General features: G+C 40.9%; 18 protein-coding genes. 16 read left to right on the forward strand and 2 right to left on the reverse strand.

All coding sequences use genetic code 11. From position 1 onward, the window contains the following. Window positions 1-65: 65 nt before the first annotated feature. From budA to alaS, 10 genes are all read left to right on the forward strand, one after another. Entirely contained in the window at window positions 66-794 is a 729-nt protein-coding gene (budA, locus tag AB8E63_RS01715) for an acetolactate decarboxylase (protein WP_006155660.1), read from the forward strand. A gap of 12 nt (window positions 795-806) precedes the next feature. Further along, on the forward strand, window positions 807-1,556 hold the full coding sequence (locus AB8E63_RS01720) for a YhfC family intramembrane metalloprotease (protein ID WP_368909654.1): 750 nt from the start codon (window positions 807-809) through the stop codon (window positions 1,554-1,556). Between the two features lie 118 nt (window positions 1,557-1,674). Further along, window positions 1,675-2,580 carry a UDP-N-acetylmuramate dehydrogenase gene (gene murB, locus AB8E63_RS01725; protein ID WP_320693557.1) on the forward strand — a complete coding sequence of 302 codons (906 nt, stop codon included), beginning with the start codon at window positions 1,675-1,677 and terminating at the stop codon, window positions 2,578-2,580. A gap of 134 nt (window positions 2,581-2,714) precedes the next feature. After that, a complete protein-coding gene (locus tag AB8E63_RS01730) occupies window positions 2,715-3,872 on the forward strand; it encodes an ABC transporter ATP-binding protein (protein ID WP_368909656.1) in 1,158 nt (385 codons plus the stop codon). Next, window positions 3,853-4,659, forward strand: coding sequence for an ABC transporter permease (locus AB8E63_RS01735; RefSeq protein ID WP_368909657.1), 807 nt, complete (start codon window positions 3,853-3,855; stop codon window positions 4,657-4,659). Before AB8E63_RS01730 ends, AB8E63_RS01735 begins: the two co-directional genes overlap by 20 nt. Beyond that, window positions 4,656-5,429: an ABC transporter permease gene (locus AB8E63_RS01740; RefSeq protein ID WP_368909658.1), complete on the forward strand. Its 774-nt coding sequence runs from the start codon at window positions 4,656-4,658 to the stop codon at window positions 5,427-5,429. Before AB8E63_RS01735 ends, AB8E63_RS01740 begins: the two co-directional genes overlap by 4 nt. Then, window positions 5,426-6,496 (forward strand): ABC transporter substrate-binding protein, encoded by a 1,071-nt coding sequence (locus tag AB8E63_RS01745; RefSeq protein ID WP_368909659.1) that lies wholly within the window; start codon window positions 5,426-5,428, stop codon window positions 6,494-6,496. Before AB8E63_RS01740 ends, AB8E63_RS01745 begins: the two co-directional genes overlap by 4 nt. A 150-nt stretch (window positions 6,497-6,646) precedes the next feature. Continuing rightward, a complete protein-coding gene (locus AB8E63_RS01750; RefSeq protein WP_368909660.1) occupies window positions 6,647-6,898 on the forward strand; it encodes a hypothetical protein in 252 nt (83 codons plus the stop codon). A gap of 272 nt (window positions 6,899-7,170) precedes the next feature. Next, window positions 7,171-7,656 carry an LURP-one-related/scramblase family protein gene (locus AB8E63_RS01755; protein ID WP_045763344.1) on the forward strand — a complete coding sequence of 162 codons (486 nt, stop codon included), beginning with the start codon at window positions 7,171-7,173 and terminating at the stop codon, window positions 7,654-7,656. 16 nt (window positions 7,657-7,672) lie between these two features. Beyond that, entirely contained in the window at window positions 7,673-10,291 is a 2,619-nt protein-coding gene (gene alaS, locus AB8E63_RS01760) for an alanine--tRNA ligase (protein ID WP_368909661.1), read from the forward strand. A gap of 83 nt (window positions 10,292-10,374) precedes the next feature. Here the strand turns inward: alaS and gdhA are convergent, their stop codons facing one another. Beyond that, the gene (gene gdhA, locus AB8E63_RS01765) at window positions 10,375-11,721 is read right to left on the reverse strand and encodes an NADP-specific glutamate dehydrogenase (protein ID WP_368909662.1); all 1,347 of its coding nucleotides are present in this window, start codon (window positions 11,719-11,721) and stop codon (window positions 10,375-10,377) included. A 229-nt stretch (window positions 11,722-11,950) separates the two neighbouring features. On the opposite strand from gdhA, the gene AB8E63_RS01770 reads away from it, so the two are divergent. From AB8E63_RS01770 to AB8E63_RS01795, 6 genes are all read left to right on the forward strand, one after another. Next, window positions 11,951-12,886 carry a dihydroorotate oxidase gene (locus AB8E63_RS01770; RefSeq protein WP_368909664.1) on the forward strand — a complete coding sequence of 312 codons (936 nt, stop codon included), beginning with the start codon at window positions 11,951-11,953 and terminating at the stop codon, window positions 12,884-12,886. 32 nt (window positions 12,887-12,918) lie between these two features. Then, window positions 12,919-13,956 (forward strand): DNA polymerase III subunit delta, encoded by a 1,038-nt coding sequence (holA, locus tag AB8E63_RS01775; RefSeq protein WP_368909665.1) that lies wholly within the window; start codon window positions 12,919-12,921, stop codon window positions 13,954-13,956. Between the two features lie 69 nt (window positions 13,957-14,025). Then, window positions 14,026-14,631 (forward strand): superoxide dismutase SodA, encoded by a 606-nt coding sequence (sodA, locus tag AB8E63_RS01780; protein ID WP_000974725.1) that lies wholly within the window; start codon window positions 14,026-14,028, stop codon window positions 14,629-14,631. A 156-nt stretch (window positions 14,632-14,787) separates the two neighbouring features. Then, on the forward strand, window positions 14,788-15,696 hold the full coding sequence (locus AB8E63_RS01785) for a LysR family transcriptional regulator (protein WP_368909666.1): 909 nt from the start codon (window positions 14,788-14,790) through the stop codon (window positions 15,694-15,696). Beyond that, window positions 15,693-16,154 carry a signal peptidase II gene (gene lspA / locus AB8E63_RS01790; protein ID WP_368909667.1) on the forward strand — a complete coding sequence of 154 codons (462 nt, stop codon included), beginning with the start codon at window positions 15,693-15,695 and terminating at the stop codon, window positions 16,152-16,154. The genes AB8E63_RS01785 and lspA overlap by 4 nt, the downstream gene beginning before the upstream one ends. Continuing rightward, a complete protein-coding gene (locus tag AB8E63_RS01795) occupies window positions 16,144-17,037 on the forward strand; it encodes an RluA family pseudouridine synthase (RefSeq protein ID WP_368909668.1) in 894 nt (297 codons plus the stop codon). Before lspA ends, AB8E63_RS01795 begins: the two co-directional genes overlap by 11 nt. Window positions 17,038-17,059: 22 nt before the next feature. On the opposite strand, the gene ffh is transcribed toward AB8E63_RS01795, so the two are convergent. Next, window positions 17,060-18,625 (reverse strand): signal recognition particle protein, encoded by a 1,566-nt coding sequence (gene ffh / locus AB8E63_RS01800; RefSeq protein ID WP_075231685.1) that lies wholly within the window; start codon window positions 18,623-18,625, stop codon window positions 17,060-17,062. Window positions 18,626-18,632: the final 7 nt, after the last annotated feature.

Here is an 18,632-nt window from a genome sequence, read left to right on the forward strand (position 1 = left end):
TCTAGCATTCAATTCTAATCAGAAATGTGATATACTTAGTAAGTAAATTTTCAAAGAAGAGTGAGATGATAAAGGTGCAAGAACCAGTTAAATTATTCCAATATAATACTTTGGGAGCCTTGATGGCAGGACTTTACGGCGGGACTATGACAGTTGGTGAGTTACTTGAACATGGAGATTTAGGGCTAGGAACCTTGGACTCTATTGATGGGGAGTTAATTGTCTTAGATGGTAAAGCCTATCAAGCTAAGGGTTCAGGTGAGAAGCCTGAAATCGTTGAAGTTTCACCAGACGCGCTGATTCCCTATGCAGCAGTTGTACCCCACCAGGCAGAAGTTATTTTCCGCCAGCGTTTTGAAATGACTGATCAGGAACTTGAAAAACGTATTGAGTCCTACTATGATGGAGAAAATCTTTTCCGTTCGATTAAGATTCATGGTGATTTTAAACACATGCATGTTCGCATGATTCCAAAATCGACAAGCGAAACGAAATTTGCTGAGGTTGCGACTCATCAGCCTGAATATAGTTGCGAAAATGTCTCTGGGACTATCGTTGGATTCTGGACACCTGAAATTTTCCATGGTGTCAGTGTCGCAGGCTATCATTTGCACTTTATTTCAGATGACCTAACCTTTGGAGGTCATGTCATGGATTTTGTCATCAAGGAAGGAATCGTAGAGGTTGGAGCTGTTGATCAGTTGGATCAACGTTTCCCTGTCCAGGATCGTCAGTACCTCTTTGCTAAGTTCAATGTTGATGAGATGAAAAAAGATATCGATCAGGCTGAATAAAAGGAGAAAAGTATGAAATTTCATGTAATAATCACAATGATAGCTTTATTTGTATTTCTCATAGCTGCCATTTGGTTCTCAAAAAAGAAGTACAAGATTAACCTTTCAGTTTTAGGACTTGGGGCAGTTGCATTTTTTGTCTCATCTCAGGTCTTAGAGAAAATCGTTCATCTCTTGGTTCTTCATCCACAAAAGGATGGGACAGTTCCACTCATGACGGAAAATCCACTTCTCTATGTGATTTACGGGGTCTGTATGGCTGCTTTATTTGAAGAAACAGCTCGACTTGTCTTCTTTAAATGGTTAGAGAAGAAGAGAGCTTTGGAAGATTCGGATGCTCTCGCCTATGGACTTGGTCATGGTGGCTTGGAATTGCTCTACCTCGGAATGGGAAGCTTGATTAGTCTTTTGATCCTCTTTTCGTTATTAGAGTCTTCAAATCCAGATTTGGCAAATCTCCTTCCCAAAAATACACTTGAAACAGTCCAATCTCTATCTGGATGGCAGGTTTATTTACTCGGTGTTGAGCGTGTGCTTGCTCTTGTTATGCAAATTGGTCTCTCTTTCTGGGTTTATCAAGCAGTCCGTCAAAAGAATTGGATTTATCTAGTAGCTGCCTATGGTTTACATGCCTTCTTTGATCTGGCTCCGAGTCTATCTCAGGTTGGATGGATTTCAAATCCGCTTCTTGTTGAAGGATTGTTAGCAGTGGAAGTTGTTCTATTTGTATACTTTACAAAAACTATCTTGTATAAAAAATAATAATGCAAAAGAGGTCTGACCTCTTTTTTACTTGTGTGAATAAAAAAGCTTTTCAAATCGTCGAAAAAAATCGCTAAAAATGGTATAATGGAATGAATTTTATAAAAGGATAAGAAAGATGACTGTATTAGAAAAATTAAAAGAAACCTTAGAAGGAATTGATATTCGATTCGATGAGCCATTGAAAACTTATACCTATACCAAAGTCGGAGGGAAGGCGGATTACTTAGCTTTTCCTCGCAATCATTATGAGATGGCCCGTGTGGTTAAGTTCGCTAATCAAGAAAATATCCCATGGATGGTTCTTGGAAATGCCAGTAATATTATCGTCCGAGAAGGCGGAATTCGTGGCTTTGTCATTATGTGTGACAAGCTCAACAATGTTTCAGTCGATGGTTATACGATTGAAGCAGAAGCGGGAGCTAACTTGATTGAGACCACTCGCATTGCTCTACGCCATAGTTTGACAGGATTTGAGTTTGCCTGTGGAATTCCAGGAAGCGTCGGTGGAGCTGTCTTTATGAACGCTGGTGCTTATGGAGGTGAGATTGCTCATATTTTGCAGTCTTGCAAAGTATTGACCAAGGATGGAGAAATCGAGACTTTATCAGCCAAGGACTTAGCCTTTGGTTATCGTCATTCAGCTATTCAAGATTCTGGAGCAGTAGTCTTATCAGCTAAATTTGCACTATCTCCAGGGAATTATGAGACTATTAATCAAGAAATGGAACGTTTGACCCACCTTCGAGAACTCAAACAACCTTTGGAATATCCATCATGTGGTTCTGTCTTTAAACGTCCGGTTGGACATTTTGCAGGGCAATTAATCTCAGAAGCTGGTTTAAAAGGTTACCGTATCGGTGGTGTAGAAGTCTCAGAAAAACATGCAGGCTTTATGATTAATGTAGCCGATGGGACTGCTCGAGATTATGAAGACTTAATTGAGTCTGTTATCGAAAAAGTTAAAGAACATTCAGGTGTTACCCTAGAGCGAGAAGTTCGTATCTTGGGTGAACACGAATAACATTATTATTAAACATTATACAAAGATTGGGATTTTATCGCTAGATATGGTTTGGGTCAATTCCTTACAGTTATTGCTAGCATTTAACAAGGTCCCAATCTGTTAATTTACGAAGAAAAAGGAATTTAGAGGAATTGAAAAAACCAATTATCGAATTCAGAAACGTTTCTAAAGTTTTTGAAGATAGTGACACTAAGGTTCTCAAGGATATTAACTTTGAGTTGGAAGAAGGAAAATTTTATACCCTGCTAGGAGCTTCTGGTTCAGGAAAATCAACCATCCTAAATATTATCGCAGGCTTGCTAGATGCAACGACGGGTGATATTTTGCTAGACGGTGTTCGTATCAATGACATCCCGACCAATAAGCGCGATGTTCACACGGTCTTCCAATCTTACGCCTTGTTCCCGCACATGAATGTCTTTGAAAATGTTGCCTTTCCATTGCGATTGCGAAAGGTCGATAAAAAAGAAATCGAAAAACGTGTCTTAGAAGTTCTCAAGATGGTACAGCTTGAAGGATATGAAAAGCGTTCTATCCGTAGGTTATCTGGAGGACAACGTCAGCGTGTAGCTATTGCGCGTGCGATTATCAATCAGCCTCGTGTAGTACTCTTGGATGAGCCTTTGTCAGCACTTGACTTGAAGTTGCGGACAGACATGCAGTACGAACTACGTGAACTGCAACAACGCTTAGGTATCACCTTTGTTTTTGTTACTCACGATCAGGAAGAAGCTCTGGCCATGAGTGACTGGATTTTCGTTATGAATGACGGTGAGATTGTTCAGTCTGGGACACCCGTAGACATCTACGATGAGCCAATCAACCACTTTGTAGCCACCTTTATTGGTGAATCAAATATCTTGCCAGGAACCATGATCGAGGACTACTTGGTTGAGTTCAATGGCAAACGATTTGAAGCGGTCGACGGTGGGATGAAGCCAAATGAGCCTGTTGAGGTTGTCATTCGTCCAGAGGATTTGCGCATTACCCTTCCTGAAGAAGGCAAGCTCCAAGTTAAGGTGGATACTCAGCTTTTCCGTGGGGTTCATTACGAGATTATCGCCTATGACGAGCTCGGAAATGAATGGATGATTCACTCGACCCGTAAGGCCATCGTTGGCGAGGAAATCGGTCTGGATTTTGAACCAGAAGACATCCACATCATGCGTCTCAACGAAACCGAAGAAGAGTTCGATGCTCGTATTGAAGAATACGTAGAAATCGAAGAGCAAGAAGCAGGTCTGATTAACGCAATCGAGGAGGAAAGAGATGAAGAAAACAACCTCTAAACTCTTTGTAGTGCCCTACATGCTTTGGATTGCCCTCTTTGTTCTCGCCCCCTTGGTCTTGATTTTCGATCAATCCTTTTTCAACATTGAAGGCCAGTTTAGTTTAGAAAACTATAAATCCTACTTTGCATCACAAAACTTGACCTATCTTAAAATGAGCTTCAACTCTGTGCTCTATGCAGGGATTGTGACCCTAGTGACGCTACTCATCAGTTATCCAACAGCCCTCTTTTTGACTCGTCTTAAGCACCGTCACCTCTGGCTCATGCTGATTATCTTGCCAACCTGGATCAATTTGCTCCTTAAAGCCTATGCCTTTATCGGGATTTTTGGTCAAAATGGCTCCATTAACCAATTCTTGGAATTCATCGGAATCGGTTCGCAGCAGTTGCTCTTTACCGATTTCTCCTTTATCTTCGTCGCAAGCTATATCGAGCTTCCCTTTATGATTTTGCCGATTTTCAATATCTTGGATGATATGGACAATAATCTCATCAACGCCAGCTATGACCTCGGTGCGACCAAGTGGGAAACCTTCCGTCATGTCATCTTCCCTCTCTCTATGAATGGTGTGAGAAGTGGGGTTCAGTCGGTCTTTATCCCCAGCTTGAGTCTCTTCATGCTGACACGTTTGATTGGTGGGAACCGCGTTATCACACTGGGAACGGCTATTGAGCAGAACTTCCTGACAAATGACAACTACGGTATGGGTTCAACCATCGGTGTGATCCTCATCCTGACCATGTTCATCACCATGTGGGTGACTAAGGAAAGGAGAGAACCATGAAAAAATTTGCCAATCTCTACCTTGCCTTTGTCTTTATCATCCTATATTTGCCAATCTTTTACTTGATTGGCTATGCCTTTAATGCTGGCGATGATATGAACAGTTTTACAGGCTTTAGCTTGAGCCATTTTAAAACCATGTTTGGTGATGGTCGTCTCATGTTGATCCTCACCCAAACCTTTTTCTTGGCCTTTTTATCAGCCTTGATTGCGACCATTATCGGGACTTTCGGTGCTATCTATATCTATCAGTCTCGTAAAAAATACCAAGAAGCCTTTTTATCACTCAATAATATCCTCATGGTTGCGCCTGACGTTATGATTGGTGCCAGCTTCTTGATTCTTTTTACCCAACTCAAGTTTTCACTTGGATTTTTGACAGTTCTGTCTAGTCACGTGGCCTTCTCCATTCCTATCGTAGTGCTCATGGTCTTGCCTCGATTGAAAGAGATGAATGGGGATATGATTCATGCGGCCTATGACCTTGGAGCTAGCCAGTTCCAGATGTTTAAGGAAATTATGCTTCCTTACTTAACGCCGTCTATCATTGCAGGTTACTTTATGGCTTTCACCTATTCATTGGATGACTTTGCCGTGACCTTCTTTGTAACAGGGAATGGATTTTCAACCCTCTCAGTCGAGATTTACTCTCGGGCTCGTAAGGGAATTTCGCTAGAAATCAATGCTCTTTCAGCCTTGGTCTTTCTCTTTAGTATTATCCTAGTAGTTGGATATTACTTCATTTCACGTGAGAAGGAGGAGAAAGCATGAAACGACTCTATTCATTTTTAGCAGGAATTTTAGCCATTATCCTTGTCTTGTGGGGAATTTCCCATCATCTTGATAGTAAAATCAATAGTCGTGATAGTCAAAAATTGGTCATCTACAACTGGGGAGATTATATCGACCCTGAACTTCTGGAGAAATTTACAGAAGAAACTGGAATTCAAGTCCAGTACGAAACCTTTGACTCCAACGAAGCCATGTACACGAAAATCAAGCAGGGTGGGACAACCTATGATATTGCCATCCCAAGTGAGTACATGATTAACAAGATGAAGGATGAAGACCTTCTAGTTCCACTGGATTATAGCAAGATTGAGGGAATTGAGAATATTGGTCCAGAGTTTCTCAACCAGTCTTTTGACCCAAACAACCAGTACTCAATCCCATACTTCTGGGGAACTTTGGGAATTGTCTACAACGAAACCATGGTGGAAGAAGCGCCTGAACATTGGGACGACCTCTGGAAACCAGAGTACAAAAACTCTATCATGCTTTTTGATGGGGCGCGTGAGGTGTTGGGACTGGGACTCAATTCCCTTGGATATAGCCTTAACTCCAAAGATCCTGAACAATTAGAAGAGACAGTAGACAAACTCTACAAATTGACTCCCAATATCAAGGCCATCGTTGCCGATGAGATGAAGGGCTACATGATTCAGAACAATGCTGCTATTGGTGTGACTTTCTCAGGGGAAGCTAGCCAGATGTTGGAAAAGAATCCTAACCTCAAATATGTTGTACCGACAGAGGCCAGCAACCTTTGGTTTGACAATATGGTCATTCCCAAAACAGTTAAAAACCAAGATGCTGCCTATGCCTTTATCAACTTTATGTTGAAACCCGAAAATGCTCTCAAAAATGCTGAGTATGTCGGCTACTCAACACCAAATAACGCTGCTAAGGAAATGCTCCCAGAGGAGACAAAAGAGGACAAGTCCTTTTATCCAGATGCAGATACCATGAAACACCTAGAAGTTTATGAAAAATTTGACCATAAATGGACAGGAATCTACAGTGACCTCTTCCTACAGTTTAAGATGTATCGGAAGTAGAAGTATATAAAATAAAAACGAATCAGTAAATCTGGTTCGTTTTTTGAATAGATCGTAATTTGTATAACTGTTTATTTTTACTATCCTATTTGCTTATTTTATTTCCTAGTAGTATACTAATCTTATCATAATAGAAAGCGGTAACAAATCATGAAAATGTCTACTTTTTTCAAAAAAAGTTACTGGCCAACCTTTTTGATTGTTGACCAAACAATTATACTATTCCATTTAAAGGATGGCTTGGATCGGCAATATCTAACAACTGATTCCATACATTTGGTGATAGGGTTCTTTATATTTGCAAATATTTTCGTAGCTATCTTTAGCAATTCGAAAATGTGGGATAAAAGTTGGGATAAAAAGAGTGATAGTAGTAAGAAAAAATATATCCTGAAAAAGTAATCAGAGATATAGGGATTTGGTTATTTAAATGTAATTATTCCCAGTTGACTCAAACTCAAAAAAACAGTATAATAGGAATGTTGAGAATTGATTTTCTCCCCATCTTAGTTCAGAGAATTGGCGGTGCTGCGAGCCATCTAAGATAGAAAATCATGCTACTCGATTGTAACAATTGCATAAGAATCAAGAATGACAAGTTCATTGAATGAAGGTGGTACCGCGGTTTTTCGCCCTTCGTGATATGGATTTGTCTTTTATTTTTGGAGGTGTTTATGAGAACATTTCTTGTCAAACAAAAATTTCGCCTAGGTGGTGAACGCTTTGATATCAAGGATGAAATGGGCAATGTCGCCTATCAGGTTGAAGGTTCATTTTTTAAGATTCCTAAAACCTTTACCATCTATGATGTTGCTGGTGAACAGGTCAGTGAGATTAGTAAGGAAGTCTTAACTTTCCTACCTCGTTTTGAGATTCAACTCAGTAATGGAGATCATTTTTATATCCGAAAGAAGTTGACTTTCTGGAAGGATAAGTATGAGTTTGACAATCTCGGCCTTCGCATCGAAGGAAATGTCTGGGATTTGAATTTTAAATTGCTGGACGATCGTGACCAAGTGATTGCTGAGATTACCAAGGAACTTTTTCATTTAACCTCTACCTATACTGTAACAGTCTATGACGAATCTTATGCTGACCTAGTCATCTCTCTCTGTGTCGCTATCGACTATGTGGAAATGCTAGAAAGTCAATCAAATTAGTAAAAAGGAGATACATATGAAACAATTATCTAGTGCACAAGTCCGCCAAATGTGGCTTGATTTCTGGGCTACAAAAGGCCACTCAGTAGAACCATCCGTTAGCTTGGTTCCAGTAAACGACCCAACACTTTTGTGGATCAACTCTGGGGTAGCAACCCTTAAGAAATACTTTGATGGAACCATCATTCCTGAAAATCCACGTATTACCAATGCTCAAAAAGCCATCCGTACCAACGATATTGAAAACGTAGGGAAGACTGCTCGTCACCACACCATGTTTGAAATGTTAGGGAACTTCTCCATTGGAGATTACTTCCGTGACGAAGCCATTACCTGGGCTTATGAACTCTTGACAAGTCCTGAGTGGTTTGACTTCCCTAAAGACAAACTCTACATGACCTACTATCCAGATGATACAGATTCTTACAACCGCTGGATTGAAGTGGGAGTAGATCCAAGTCATTTGATCCCAATCGAAGACAACTTCTGGGAAATTGGTGCTGGACCTTCTGGACCAGATACAGAAATCTTCTTTGACCGTGGGGAAGCCTTTGACCCAGAAAACATTGGTCTTCGCTTGCTTGCGGAAGATATTGAGAACGACCGTTATATCGAGATCTGGAACATCGTTTTGTCACAATTTAACGCTGATCCAGCTGTACCTCGTAGCGAATACAAGGAATTGCCACACAAGAACATTGATACGGGCGCAGGTTTGGAGCGTTTGGTGGCGGTTATCCAAGGGGCTAAGACAAACTTTGAAACTGACCTCTTCATGCCAATCATCCGTGAAGTTGAGAAATTATCTGGTAAGGTTTACGACCAAGATGGTGACAACATGAGCTTTAAGGTCATCGCTGACCACATCCGTTCACTTTCATTTGCGATTGGGGATGGTGCCCTTCCTGGAAATGAAGGTCGTGGTTATGTCCTCCGTCGTCTCCTTCGTCGTGCCTCTATGCATGGTCAAAAATTGGGTATCAATGAGCCTTTCCTTTACAAACTTGTTCCAACTGTTGGAAAAATCATGGAAAGCTACTACCCAGAGGTACTTGAAAAACGTGACTTTATTGAGAAAATTGTCAAGAGTGAAGAAGAGTCATTTGCTCGTACCCTTCACTCAGGTCAACACTTTGCCCAAGGCATCGTAGCAGACTTGAAAGAAAAAGGACAATCTGTCATTGCTGGTCAAGATGTCTTTAAACTCTATGATACATACGGATTCCCAGTAGAGTTGACAGAAGAAATCGCTGAAGAAGCTGGTATGACTGTAGACCGTGAAGGTTTTGAAGTAGCCATGAAGGAACAACAAGAGCGTGCGCGTGCATCTGCTGTCAAAGGCGGATCTATGGGGATGCAAAATGAGACCCTTCAAAACATTACAGTTGAGAGCATCTTTAACTACAATGCTAGCCAATTGTCTTCTAAGTTAGTGGCTATCGTAGCAGACAATGCTGAAGTAGAAGCTGTTTCAGAAGGAACTGCATCACTAATCTTTGCAGAAACACCATTCTACGCTGAAATGGGTGGACAGGTTGCGGACCACGGTCAAATCTTGGATGCTGCAGGAAATGTCGTAGCGACTGTAACAGATGTACAAAAGGCACCAAATGGCCAACCACTTCATACCGTTGAAGTTCTTGCGCCACTTGCTTTGAAACAAGAATACACTTTGGCCATCGATAGCAATCGTCGTCACCGTGTCATGAAGAACCACACAGCCACTCACTTGCTCCATGCAGCTCTTCATAATATCCTTGGCCACCATGCTACTCAAGCAGGTTCACTTAATGAAGTAGAATTCCTACGCTTTGACTTCACTCACTTCCAAGCTGTGACTCCAGAAGAGTTGCGTGCTATTGAGCAACAAGTCAATGAGAAGATTTGGGAAGCCATCGCAGTGGAAACTGTTGAGACAGACATTGACACCGCTAAAGAAATGGGAGCTATGGCCCTCTTTGGTGAGAAATACGGTAAGGAAGTTCGCGTTGTCACTATCGGGGACTACTCAGTTGAACTTTGTGGTGGTACCCACGTAGGTAATACTTCTGAGATTGGCCTCTTCAAGATTGTTAAAGAAGAAGGTATTGGATCAGGAACTCGTCGTATCTTGGCAGTAACTGGTAAGGAAGCCTTTGAAGCTTACCGTGACCAAGAAGATGCACTGAAAGCAGTCGCAACAACTTTGAAAGCTCCTCAACTCAAAGAAGTACCTCACAAGGTGGAAGGACTTCAAGAGCAACTCCGTCAATTGCAAAAAGAAAATGCTGAATTGAAGGAAAAAGCGGCAGCAGCGGCAGCTGGCGATGTCTTCAAGAATGTTCAAGAAGCAAACGGACACCGTTACATTGCTAGCCAAGTTTCTGTTTCAGATGCAGGTGCCCTTCGTACCTTTGCGGATAACTGGAAACAAAAAGACTATTCGGATGTGCTTGTTCTTGTCGCAGCCATCGGTAACAAGGTCAACCTTCTTGTAGCCAGCAAGACAAAAGATGTGCACGCAGGTAATGTCATCAAAGAATTGGCTCCAATCGTCGATGGACGTGGTGGTGGTAAACCAGACATGGCCATGGCAGGAGGAAGCAACCAAGCGAAAATCCAAGAATTATTGGATGCAGTAGCAGGTAAATTGTAATCAAGCAAATACCTATCCATTTGGATAGGTATTTTTTGCATCAGAAAAACTCCCCACGAATAGTGAGGAGCGCATTTTTAGAATTAAACAATACCTTGGGCAATCATAGCATTTGCTACGTTTTCAAAGGCTGCAATATTTGCACCTGCAAGGTAGTCAGTACCAAGACCGTATGTTTCTGCAGTTGTTTTAGCTGTGTTGAAGATGTTAGTCATAATATCTTTCAAGCGACCGTCAACTTCTTCACGTGTCCATGAAAGGCGAAGGCTGTTTTGGCTCATTTCAAGAGCAGATACAGCTACCCCACCAGCATTGGCAGCTTTGGCAGGTCCGTATAGGATACCGTTTTCCTTGTAGACTTTGATAGCTTCAAGGTCGCTAGGCATGTTGGCTCCTTCAGAGACACAGATAACTCCTTGAGCAACCAAGCGTTTCGCAGCTTCACCGTTGATCTCGTTTTGAGTCGCACATGGAAGAGCGATATCGTAGTTACCAGTGTAAGTCCATACAGAACCTTCATAGTAAGTAGCAGTAGGTTTTTCTGCAGCGTACTCAGTTAAACGAGCACGACGGTTGTTTTTAACATCTGACAAAAGGTCGAAGTCGATACCATTTTCATCAATGACATAACCATTTGAGTCAGATACAGAAATAACTGTAGCACCAAGTTCAGTTGCTTTTTGAAGGGCAAACTGAGCAACGTTACCAGAACCAGAAACAACCACTTTCTTACCAGCAAAGCTGTTTCCGTTAGCTTTGAGCATTTCTTCAGTGTAGTAAACCAAACCGTAACCAGTCGCTTCTGGACGAATCAGGCTACCACCAAATCCAAGAGGTTTACCAGTCAAGACACCAGCATCAAATTGGTTGAGGCGTTTGTATTGTCCGTAAAGGTAACCAATTTCACGTCCACCGACACCGATATCACCAGCAGGTACATCAAGAGATGGTCCGATGTATTTTTGCAATTCAGCCATGAAGCTTTGGCAGAAGCGCATCACTTCAGCATCAGTTTTGCCTTTAGGATCGAAGTCCGATCCACCTTTACCTCCACCGATTGGAAGTCCAGTCAAAACGTTCTTAAAGATTTGTTCGAAGCCGAGGAATTTCAAAATCCCTTGGTTTACAGTTGGGTGGAAACGAAGTCCGCCTTTATATGGTCCAACAGCAGAGTTAAATTGAACACGGTAACCACGGTTAACTTGAACTTTTCCATCACGGTCAACCCAAGGAACACGGAAAGAAATTACGCGCTCAGGTTCAGTGATACGTGCCAAGATGTTTTCTTCAATATACTCAGGGTGTTTTTCAAAGACAGGTTCCAAAGTACTGAAGAATTCTTCAACCGCCTGGAGAAATTCAGCCTCATGCCCGTTACGAGCTTTTACAGTTTCAAACACGCTTTGGATATATTCTTTAGCAGATGTCATATCGTTCTCCTTTTGTTTGTTGTCATATTTTATTACATGAGACATTATAGCAGAAAAAATTTTTAGTGTAAAGAAAAAAACATAAATTTTCTAAAAATTCTTTCAATTTGAATAAGCTAGTTTTATTAGTTGAATTAGAAACCTTTTTATAGGGTTAGTTTTATTAAAAGGCTCCTGCCAAAGTATGGTATAATAATAAAGAAATAATGGATTTTGGAGGAATAGAATCATGGTATCAACAAAAACACAGATTGCTGGTTTTGAGTTTGATAATTGCTTGATGAATGCAGCAGGTGTTGCTTGTATGACAATTGAGGAATTGGAAGGTGTTAAAAACTCAGCAGCAGGAACCTTTGTCACTAAAACAGCAACCTTGGAATTTCGTCAGGGAAATCCTGAACCACGTTATCAAGATGTTCCACTTGGTTCTATTAACTCTATGGGTCTGCCAAATAATGGTTTAGACTATTACTTGAACTACCTTTTGGAGTTACAAGAAAAAGAACCAAACCGTACTTTCTTTCTGTCTTTAGTTGGAATGTCTCCAGAGGAGACTCATACAATCTTAAAAAAGGTTCAAGATAGTGATTTCCGCGGGCTAACTGAACTCAATCTCTCATGTCCCAATGTTCCAGGTAAGCCACAGATTGCCTATGACTTTGAAACTACAGATCGTATCTTATCAGAAGTCTTTGAGTATTTTACAAAACCTCTAGGAATTAAGCTTCCACCTTATTTTGATATTGTACATTTTGACCAAGCTGCAGAAATTTTCAACAAATATCCACTTAAGTTTGTGAATTGTGTCAATTCTATTGGAAATGGTCTTTATATTCAAGATGAGTCGGTCGTGATTCGTCCTAAGAATGGCTTTGGTGGAATTGGTGGTGAATACATCAAACCTACTGCCCTTGCTAATGTCCATGCCTTTTATCAACGCTTAAATCCAGAAATTCAAATCATTGGAACTGGTGGAGTATTAACAGGGCGTGATGCTTTTGAACATATCCTATGTGGTGCTAGCATGGTACAAGTAGGAACTACTCTTCATAAAGAAGGAGTAGGTGCTTTTGAGCGTATTACCAAGGAACTCAAAGAAATTATGGTGGAAAAAGGTTATCAAAGCCTAGATGATTTCCGTGGTAAATTACATTATATTGATTAAATAAAAGTGAAACTAAAAAGAAAGGAGAATAGATGCTAGCCATAGAAGAAAGTCGAAAATTGTCCTTAGCGAACCTTCCGAGTTTGACCCTGTTTACAGGGGTCGACCAAGGCCAGTATGACGTCATGAAAACACAGGTTCTCAAGCAAATCGGCTACGATCCTGCAGATTTGAATTTTGCTTATTTTGACATGAAAGAAGTAGACTACAAAAGCTTGGAGCTAGAGTTGGTCAGTCTTCCTTTCTTTGCAGATGAAAAGATTGTTATTTTAGATCATTTTCTCGACATAACGACTGCTAAAAAACGCTATCTAACTGATGATGAGCTTAAGTCTTTTGAAGACTATCTGGAAAATCCTTTACCTTCAAGTAAACTAGTCATTTTTGCTGAAGGGAAGTTGGATAGTAAGAGACGTTTGGTCAAATTGCTCAAGAGGGATGCGAAGGTTTTCGAAGCCATCGAGCCTAAAGAGCAAGAAATACGAGCTTATTTTCAAAAGTGGGCTCAGGAACAAGGACTTACTTTTGATGGAAATTCCTTTGAACAGTTGCTTATCAAATCTAGTTTTCAATTCAGTGAAATTCAGAAAAATCTGCTCTTCTTACTGTCTTATAAGGATAGTAGTCTGATAACAGAAGAAGATATTGTTGAAGCCATTCCAAAGACTTTGCAGGATAATATTTTTGATTTAACCCAATTGATTGTAGGGAAGAAGATCGATCAGGCACGTGATTTAGTCAAGGATTTGACCTTGCAGGGAGAAGATGAGATTAAACTGATTGCCATAATGCTGGGGCAGTTCAGACTCTATACACAAGTGAAAATTTTGCAAGAGTCTGGTCAGACAGAATCACAGATGGTCAGCAGTTTGGGTCACTATCTTGGTCGCAATCCGAATCCCTATCAAATAAAATTTGCTCTTCGTGATTCCAGAGGAATTTCACTTGGTTTCATACAAAATGCAATTCGTTATTTAATCCAGGCTGATTATCAAATCAAGACTGGCGTCTATGAGAAAAACTACCTATTTGAAAGGGCTCTATTACAGATTGCCAGCCAGTTAAATTGAGCAAATAACTTGAAAAAAAAGGTTGTTTGCGTTATCATTTTTATATAGAAAGAAAAAGAGGTATTACAGATGGCTATTATCTTACCAGATCTTCCATACGCTTACGACGCCTTGGAACCATATATTGATGCTGAAACGATGCATTTGCACCATGACAAACACCACCAAGCATATGTAAATAACGCTAATGCAGCTCTTGAAAAACACCCTGAAATTGGTGAAGACCTTGAAGCTTTGCTTGCAGATGTTGAATCTATCCCTGCAGATATTCGTCAAGCTCTTATCAATAATGGTGGTGGCCACTTGAACCATGCTCTTTTCTGGGAATTGATGACTCCTGAAAAAACAGCTCCTTCAGCAGAACTTGCAGCAGCAATTGATGCAACATTTGGTTCATTCGAAGAATTCCAAGCAGCATTTACTGCAGCAGCAACTACTCGTTTCGGTTCTGGATGGGCATGGTTGGTTGTTAACAAAGAAGGTAAACTTGAAGTGACTTCAACAGCAAACCAAGATACACCAATCTCAGAAGGTAAAAAACCAATCTTGGGCTTGGACGTTTGGGAACATGCCTACTACGTGAAATATCGCAACGTTCGTCCTGACTACATCAAAGCTTTCTTCTCAGTTATCAACTGGAACAAAGTAGACGAGCTTTACGCAGCAGCTAAATAATCGCATTTGATAACACCCCTTTTTAGTTGGATTTTGGGTCTAGCTTTAAAGGTGTTTTTTTGTTTCCTTTTTTAGAAGTAACTGTCTCATGATTTTCCTTTGTTGGATAGGCTTTATTTATGGTATAATGATAAGATAAAAAACGAAGGAGAAATCATGAATATTCAACAATTACGCTACGTTGTTGCTATTGCAAATAGTGGTACTTTTCGTGAAGCTGCTGAGAAAATGTACGTTAGCCAACCCAGTCTATCTATTTCTGTAAGAGATCTGGAGAAAGAGCTAGGATTCAAGATTTTCCGCAGAACTAGTTCGGGTACCTTTCTTACTCGTCGTGGAATGGAATTTTATGAAAAGGCCCAAGAGTTGGTTAAAGGATTTGATATTTTCCAGAACCAGTATGCCAATCCTGAAGAGGAAAAGGATGAGTTTTCAATATCCAGCCAGCACTATGATTTCTTGCCACCGACTATCACAACTTTTTCTCAAAGGTACCCAGACTATAAAAATTTCCGTATTTTTGAATCTACAACTGTTCAGATTTTGGATGAAGTAGCCCAAGGTCATAGTGAGATTGGGATTATTTACCTCAACAATCAAAACCAAAAGGGTATCATGCAACGGGTTGAAAAGTTAGGCCTTGAAGTGATTGAGTTGATTCCTTTCCAGACGCATATCTATCTTCGTGAAGGACATCCTTTAGCCAAGAAAAAAGAGTTGGTTATGGAGGATTTGGCAGATTTGCCAACAGTTCGATTCACACAGGAAAAAGATGAGTATCTTTATTACTCAGAGAACTTTGTGGACACAAGTGCCAGCTCTCAGATGTTTAACGTAACAGACCGCGCTACTTTAAATGGAATTCTTGAAAGAACAAATGCTTATGCGACTGGTTCTGGATTCTTGGATAGCGATAGCGTGAACGGGATCACCGTTATTCCACTAAATGATAATCTCAATAATCGCATGGTTTATGTGAAACGTGAAGAAGTAGACTTGAGTCCAGCGGGAACCTTATTTGTAGAAGTTATGCAAGAGTATTTTGATCAGAAGAGGAAAGCATGAAAAAAAGAGGAATAGTAGCAGGGATCATAGCAGCCTTAATCGTGTTAGATCAATTGGTAAAAGCTTATGTCGTTCAGAATATTGCTCTTGGTGAAATCAAATCATGGATCCCAAATCTAGTTAGTTTAACCTATCTGCAAAATAGGGGGGCAGCTTTTTCTATGCTTCAAGATCAACAGTGGTTTTTTGCGGTGATTACTCTAGTAGTTATGGCAGGGGCTATCTGGTATTTGCACAAGCATATAGAGGATTCCCTCTGGACAGTCTTTGGATTGGTTCTGATTATTGCAGGCGGTCTGGGAAACTTCATTGATCGCATTAGCCAAGGATTTGTCGTGGATATGTTTCACTTAGACTTTATCAGTTTTGCGATTTTCAATGTGGCTGATAGTTATCTGACAGTAGGGGTCGTTGTGTTATTGCTTGCAATGCTAAAAGAGGAAATGAATGGAAATTAGAATTGAAACAGGTGGACTACGTTTAGATAAGGCTTTGTCAGATTTGACAGAATTGTCTCGTAGTCTCGCCAATGAACAAATCAAGTCTGGTCAAGTCTTGGTCAACGGTCAGGTCAAGAAAGCCAAGTATACGGTCCAAGAGGGGGATATCATCACCTATCAAGTTCCCGAACCAGAGGTTTTGGAGTATGTAGCTGAAGATATTCCTTTAGAAATCATTTATCAAGATGAGGATGTAGCAGTAGTCAATAAACCTCAAGGGATGGTCGTTCATCCAAGCGCTGGTCATACCAGTGGTACCTTGGTGAATGCCCTTATGTATCATATCAAAGACTTATCAGGAATCAATAGTGTGCTGCGCCCAGGAATTGTCCATCGTATCGATAAGGACACATCTGGGCTTCTTATGATTGCTAAAAATGATGAAGCTCACATGGCCCTGGCTCAAGAATTGAAAGACAAGAAATCTCTTCGAAAATATTGGGCTATTGTTCATGGTAATCTTCCAAATGACCGAGGTGTCATTGAGGCGCCGATTGGTCGTAGCGAAAAAGACCGCAAGAAACAAGCTGTGACTGCCAAAGGAAAACCAGCAGTGACACGTTTCCAAGTCTTAGAACGCTTTGGTGACTATTCTTTATTAGAGTTGCAACTGGAAACAGGACGAACTCATCAGATCCGTGTGCACATGGCTTATATCGGTCATCCTGTCGCTGGTGATGAGGTTTATGGACCTCGTAAAACCCTAAAGGGACATGGGCAATTTCTCCATGCCAAGACGCTAGGATTTACCCATCCAAGAACTGGTGAAACTATGGAATTTACTGCTGATATTCCCGCTATCTTTAAAGAGACTTTAGAGAAACTTAGAAATGAACAATAAAAAGGACTCAGTTGAGTCCCTTTTATTTGCGTTTTTTCTTAGCTTTTTTCATTTTATTGGCCATGCGTTTCATGGATTGCTTCATAGCAAATTCACCGATTTTACCCTTGAGACCTCCACCGAGCATCTGGCTCATATCAGGCATTCCGGCTCCTCCAAGAGCAGACATATCCGGCATACCACCTTGTCCCATCATACCTTCAAGGGCTGACATATCCATGCCACCAGGCATATTTTTAGGAAGGTTGTTAGGGTTGATGCCCATTTGCTTCATCATCTTGTTCATGTCACCAGACATGACACCTTGCATGAGTTGTTTGGCTTGGTTAAAGTCTTTGATGAACTTGTTGACATCGATAAAGGTATTACCAGAACCAGCTGCAATACGACGACGACGGCTTGGAGTGAGCAAATCTGGATTTTCACGTTCTTCAGGAGTCATGGATGAGACGATAGCACGTTTGCGAGCGATTTGTTTTTCATCCACCTTCATATTTTGAAGGGCAGGATTGTTGGCCATACCAGGAATCATCTTGAGCAAATCTTCCATTGGCCCCATATTTTGCACCTGATCCAACTGATCGATGAAATCGTTGAAATCAAAGGTGTTTTCTCGCATCTTCTCAGCCATTTCAAGGGCTTTTTGCTCATCGTATTCTTGGGAAGCTTTCTCAATCAGAGTCAGCATATCTCCCATACCGAGAATACGGCTGGCCATGCGGTCAGGGTGGAAAGTTTCAATATCGGTAATCTTTTCACCAGTACCAGTGAACTTGATTGGTTTTCCTGTGATATGACGAACAGAAAGGGCAGCACCACCACGAGTGTCCCCGTCAATCTTGGTAAGGATGACACCGGTAACTTCTAATTGAGCGTTAAATTCTCGCGCAACGTTAGCAGCTTCTTGACCGATCATGGCATCGATGACGAGAAGGATTTCATTTGGTTGAGCAAGAGCTTTAACATCACGAAGCTCATTCATGAGAAGCTCGTCGATTTGTAAACGACCAGCCGTATCAATCAAGACATAGTCGTTATGGTTGGCTTTAGCTTGCTCCAAACCTTGGCGAACAATCTCCACTGCAGGAACTTCAGTTCCAAGAGCAAAGACAGGAACATCAATTTGTTGTCCTAGTGTTTTAAGCTGGTCAATAGCAGCAGGACGATAGATGTCGGCCGCAATCATCAGAGGACGAGCATCCTCTTCCTTTTTGAGTTTGTTAGCAAGTTTTCCAGCGAAGGTTGTTTTACCAGCCCCTTGCAAACCGACCATCATGATAATGGTTGGGATTTTTGGAGACTTGATAATCTCAGCTGTATCAGAACCAAGAACTTCCGTCAACTCTTCATTAACAATCTTGATGATTTGTTGAGCTGGGTTGAGGGTATCAATGACTTCGTGCCCAATGGCACGTTCACGAACTTTCTTGATAAAGTCCTTAACCACTGGCAAAGCAACGTCGGCTTCTAAAAGAGCCAGACGAATTTCCTTGGTTGCTTCTTGGATATCGCTCTCGGTAATTTTTCCTTTTTTACGTAGATTTTTAAAGACGTTCTGCAAACGTTCTGTTAAATTTTCAAATGCCATATTTATT

The sequence above is a fragment of the Streptococcus sp. oral taxon 061 genome (assembly GCF_964211575.1).
Taxonomy (GTDB): Bacteria; Bacillota; Bacilli; order Lactobacillales; family Streptococcaceae; genus Streptococcus.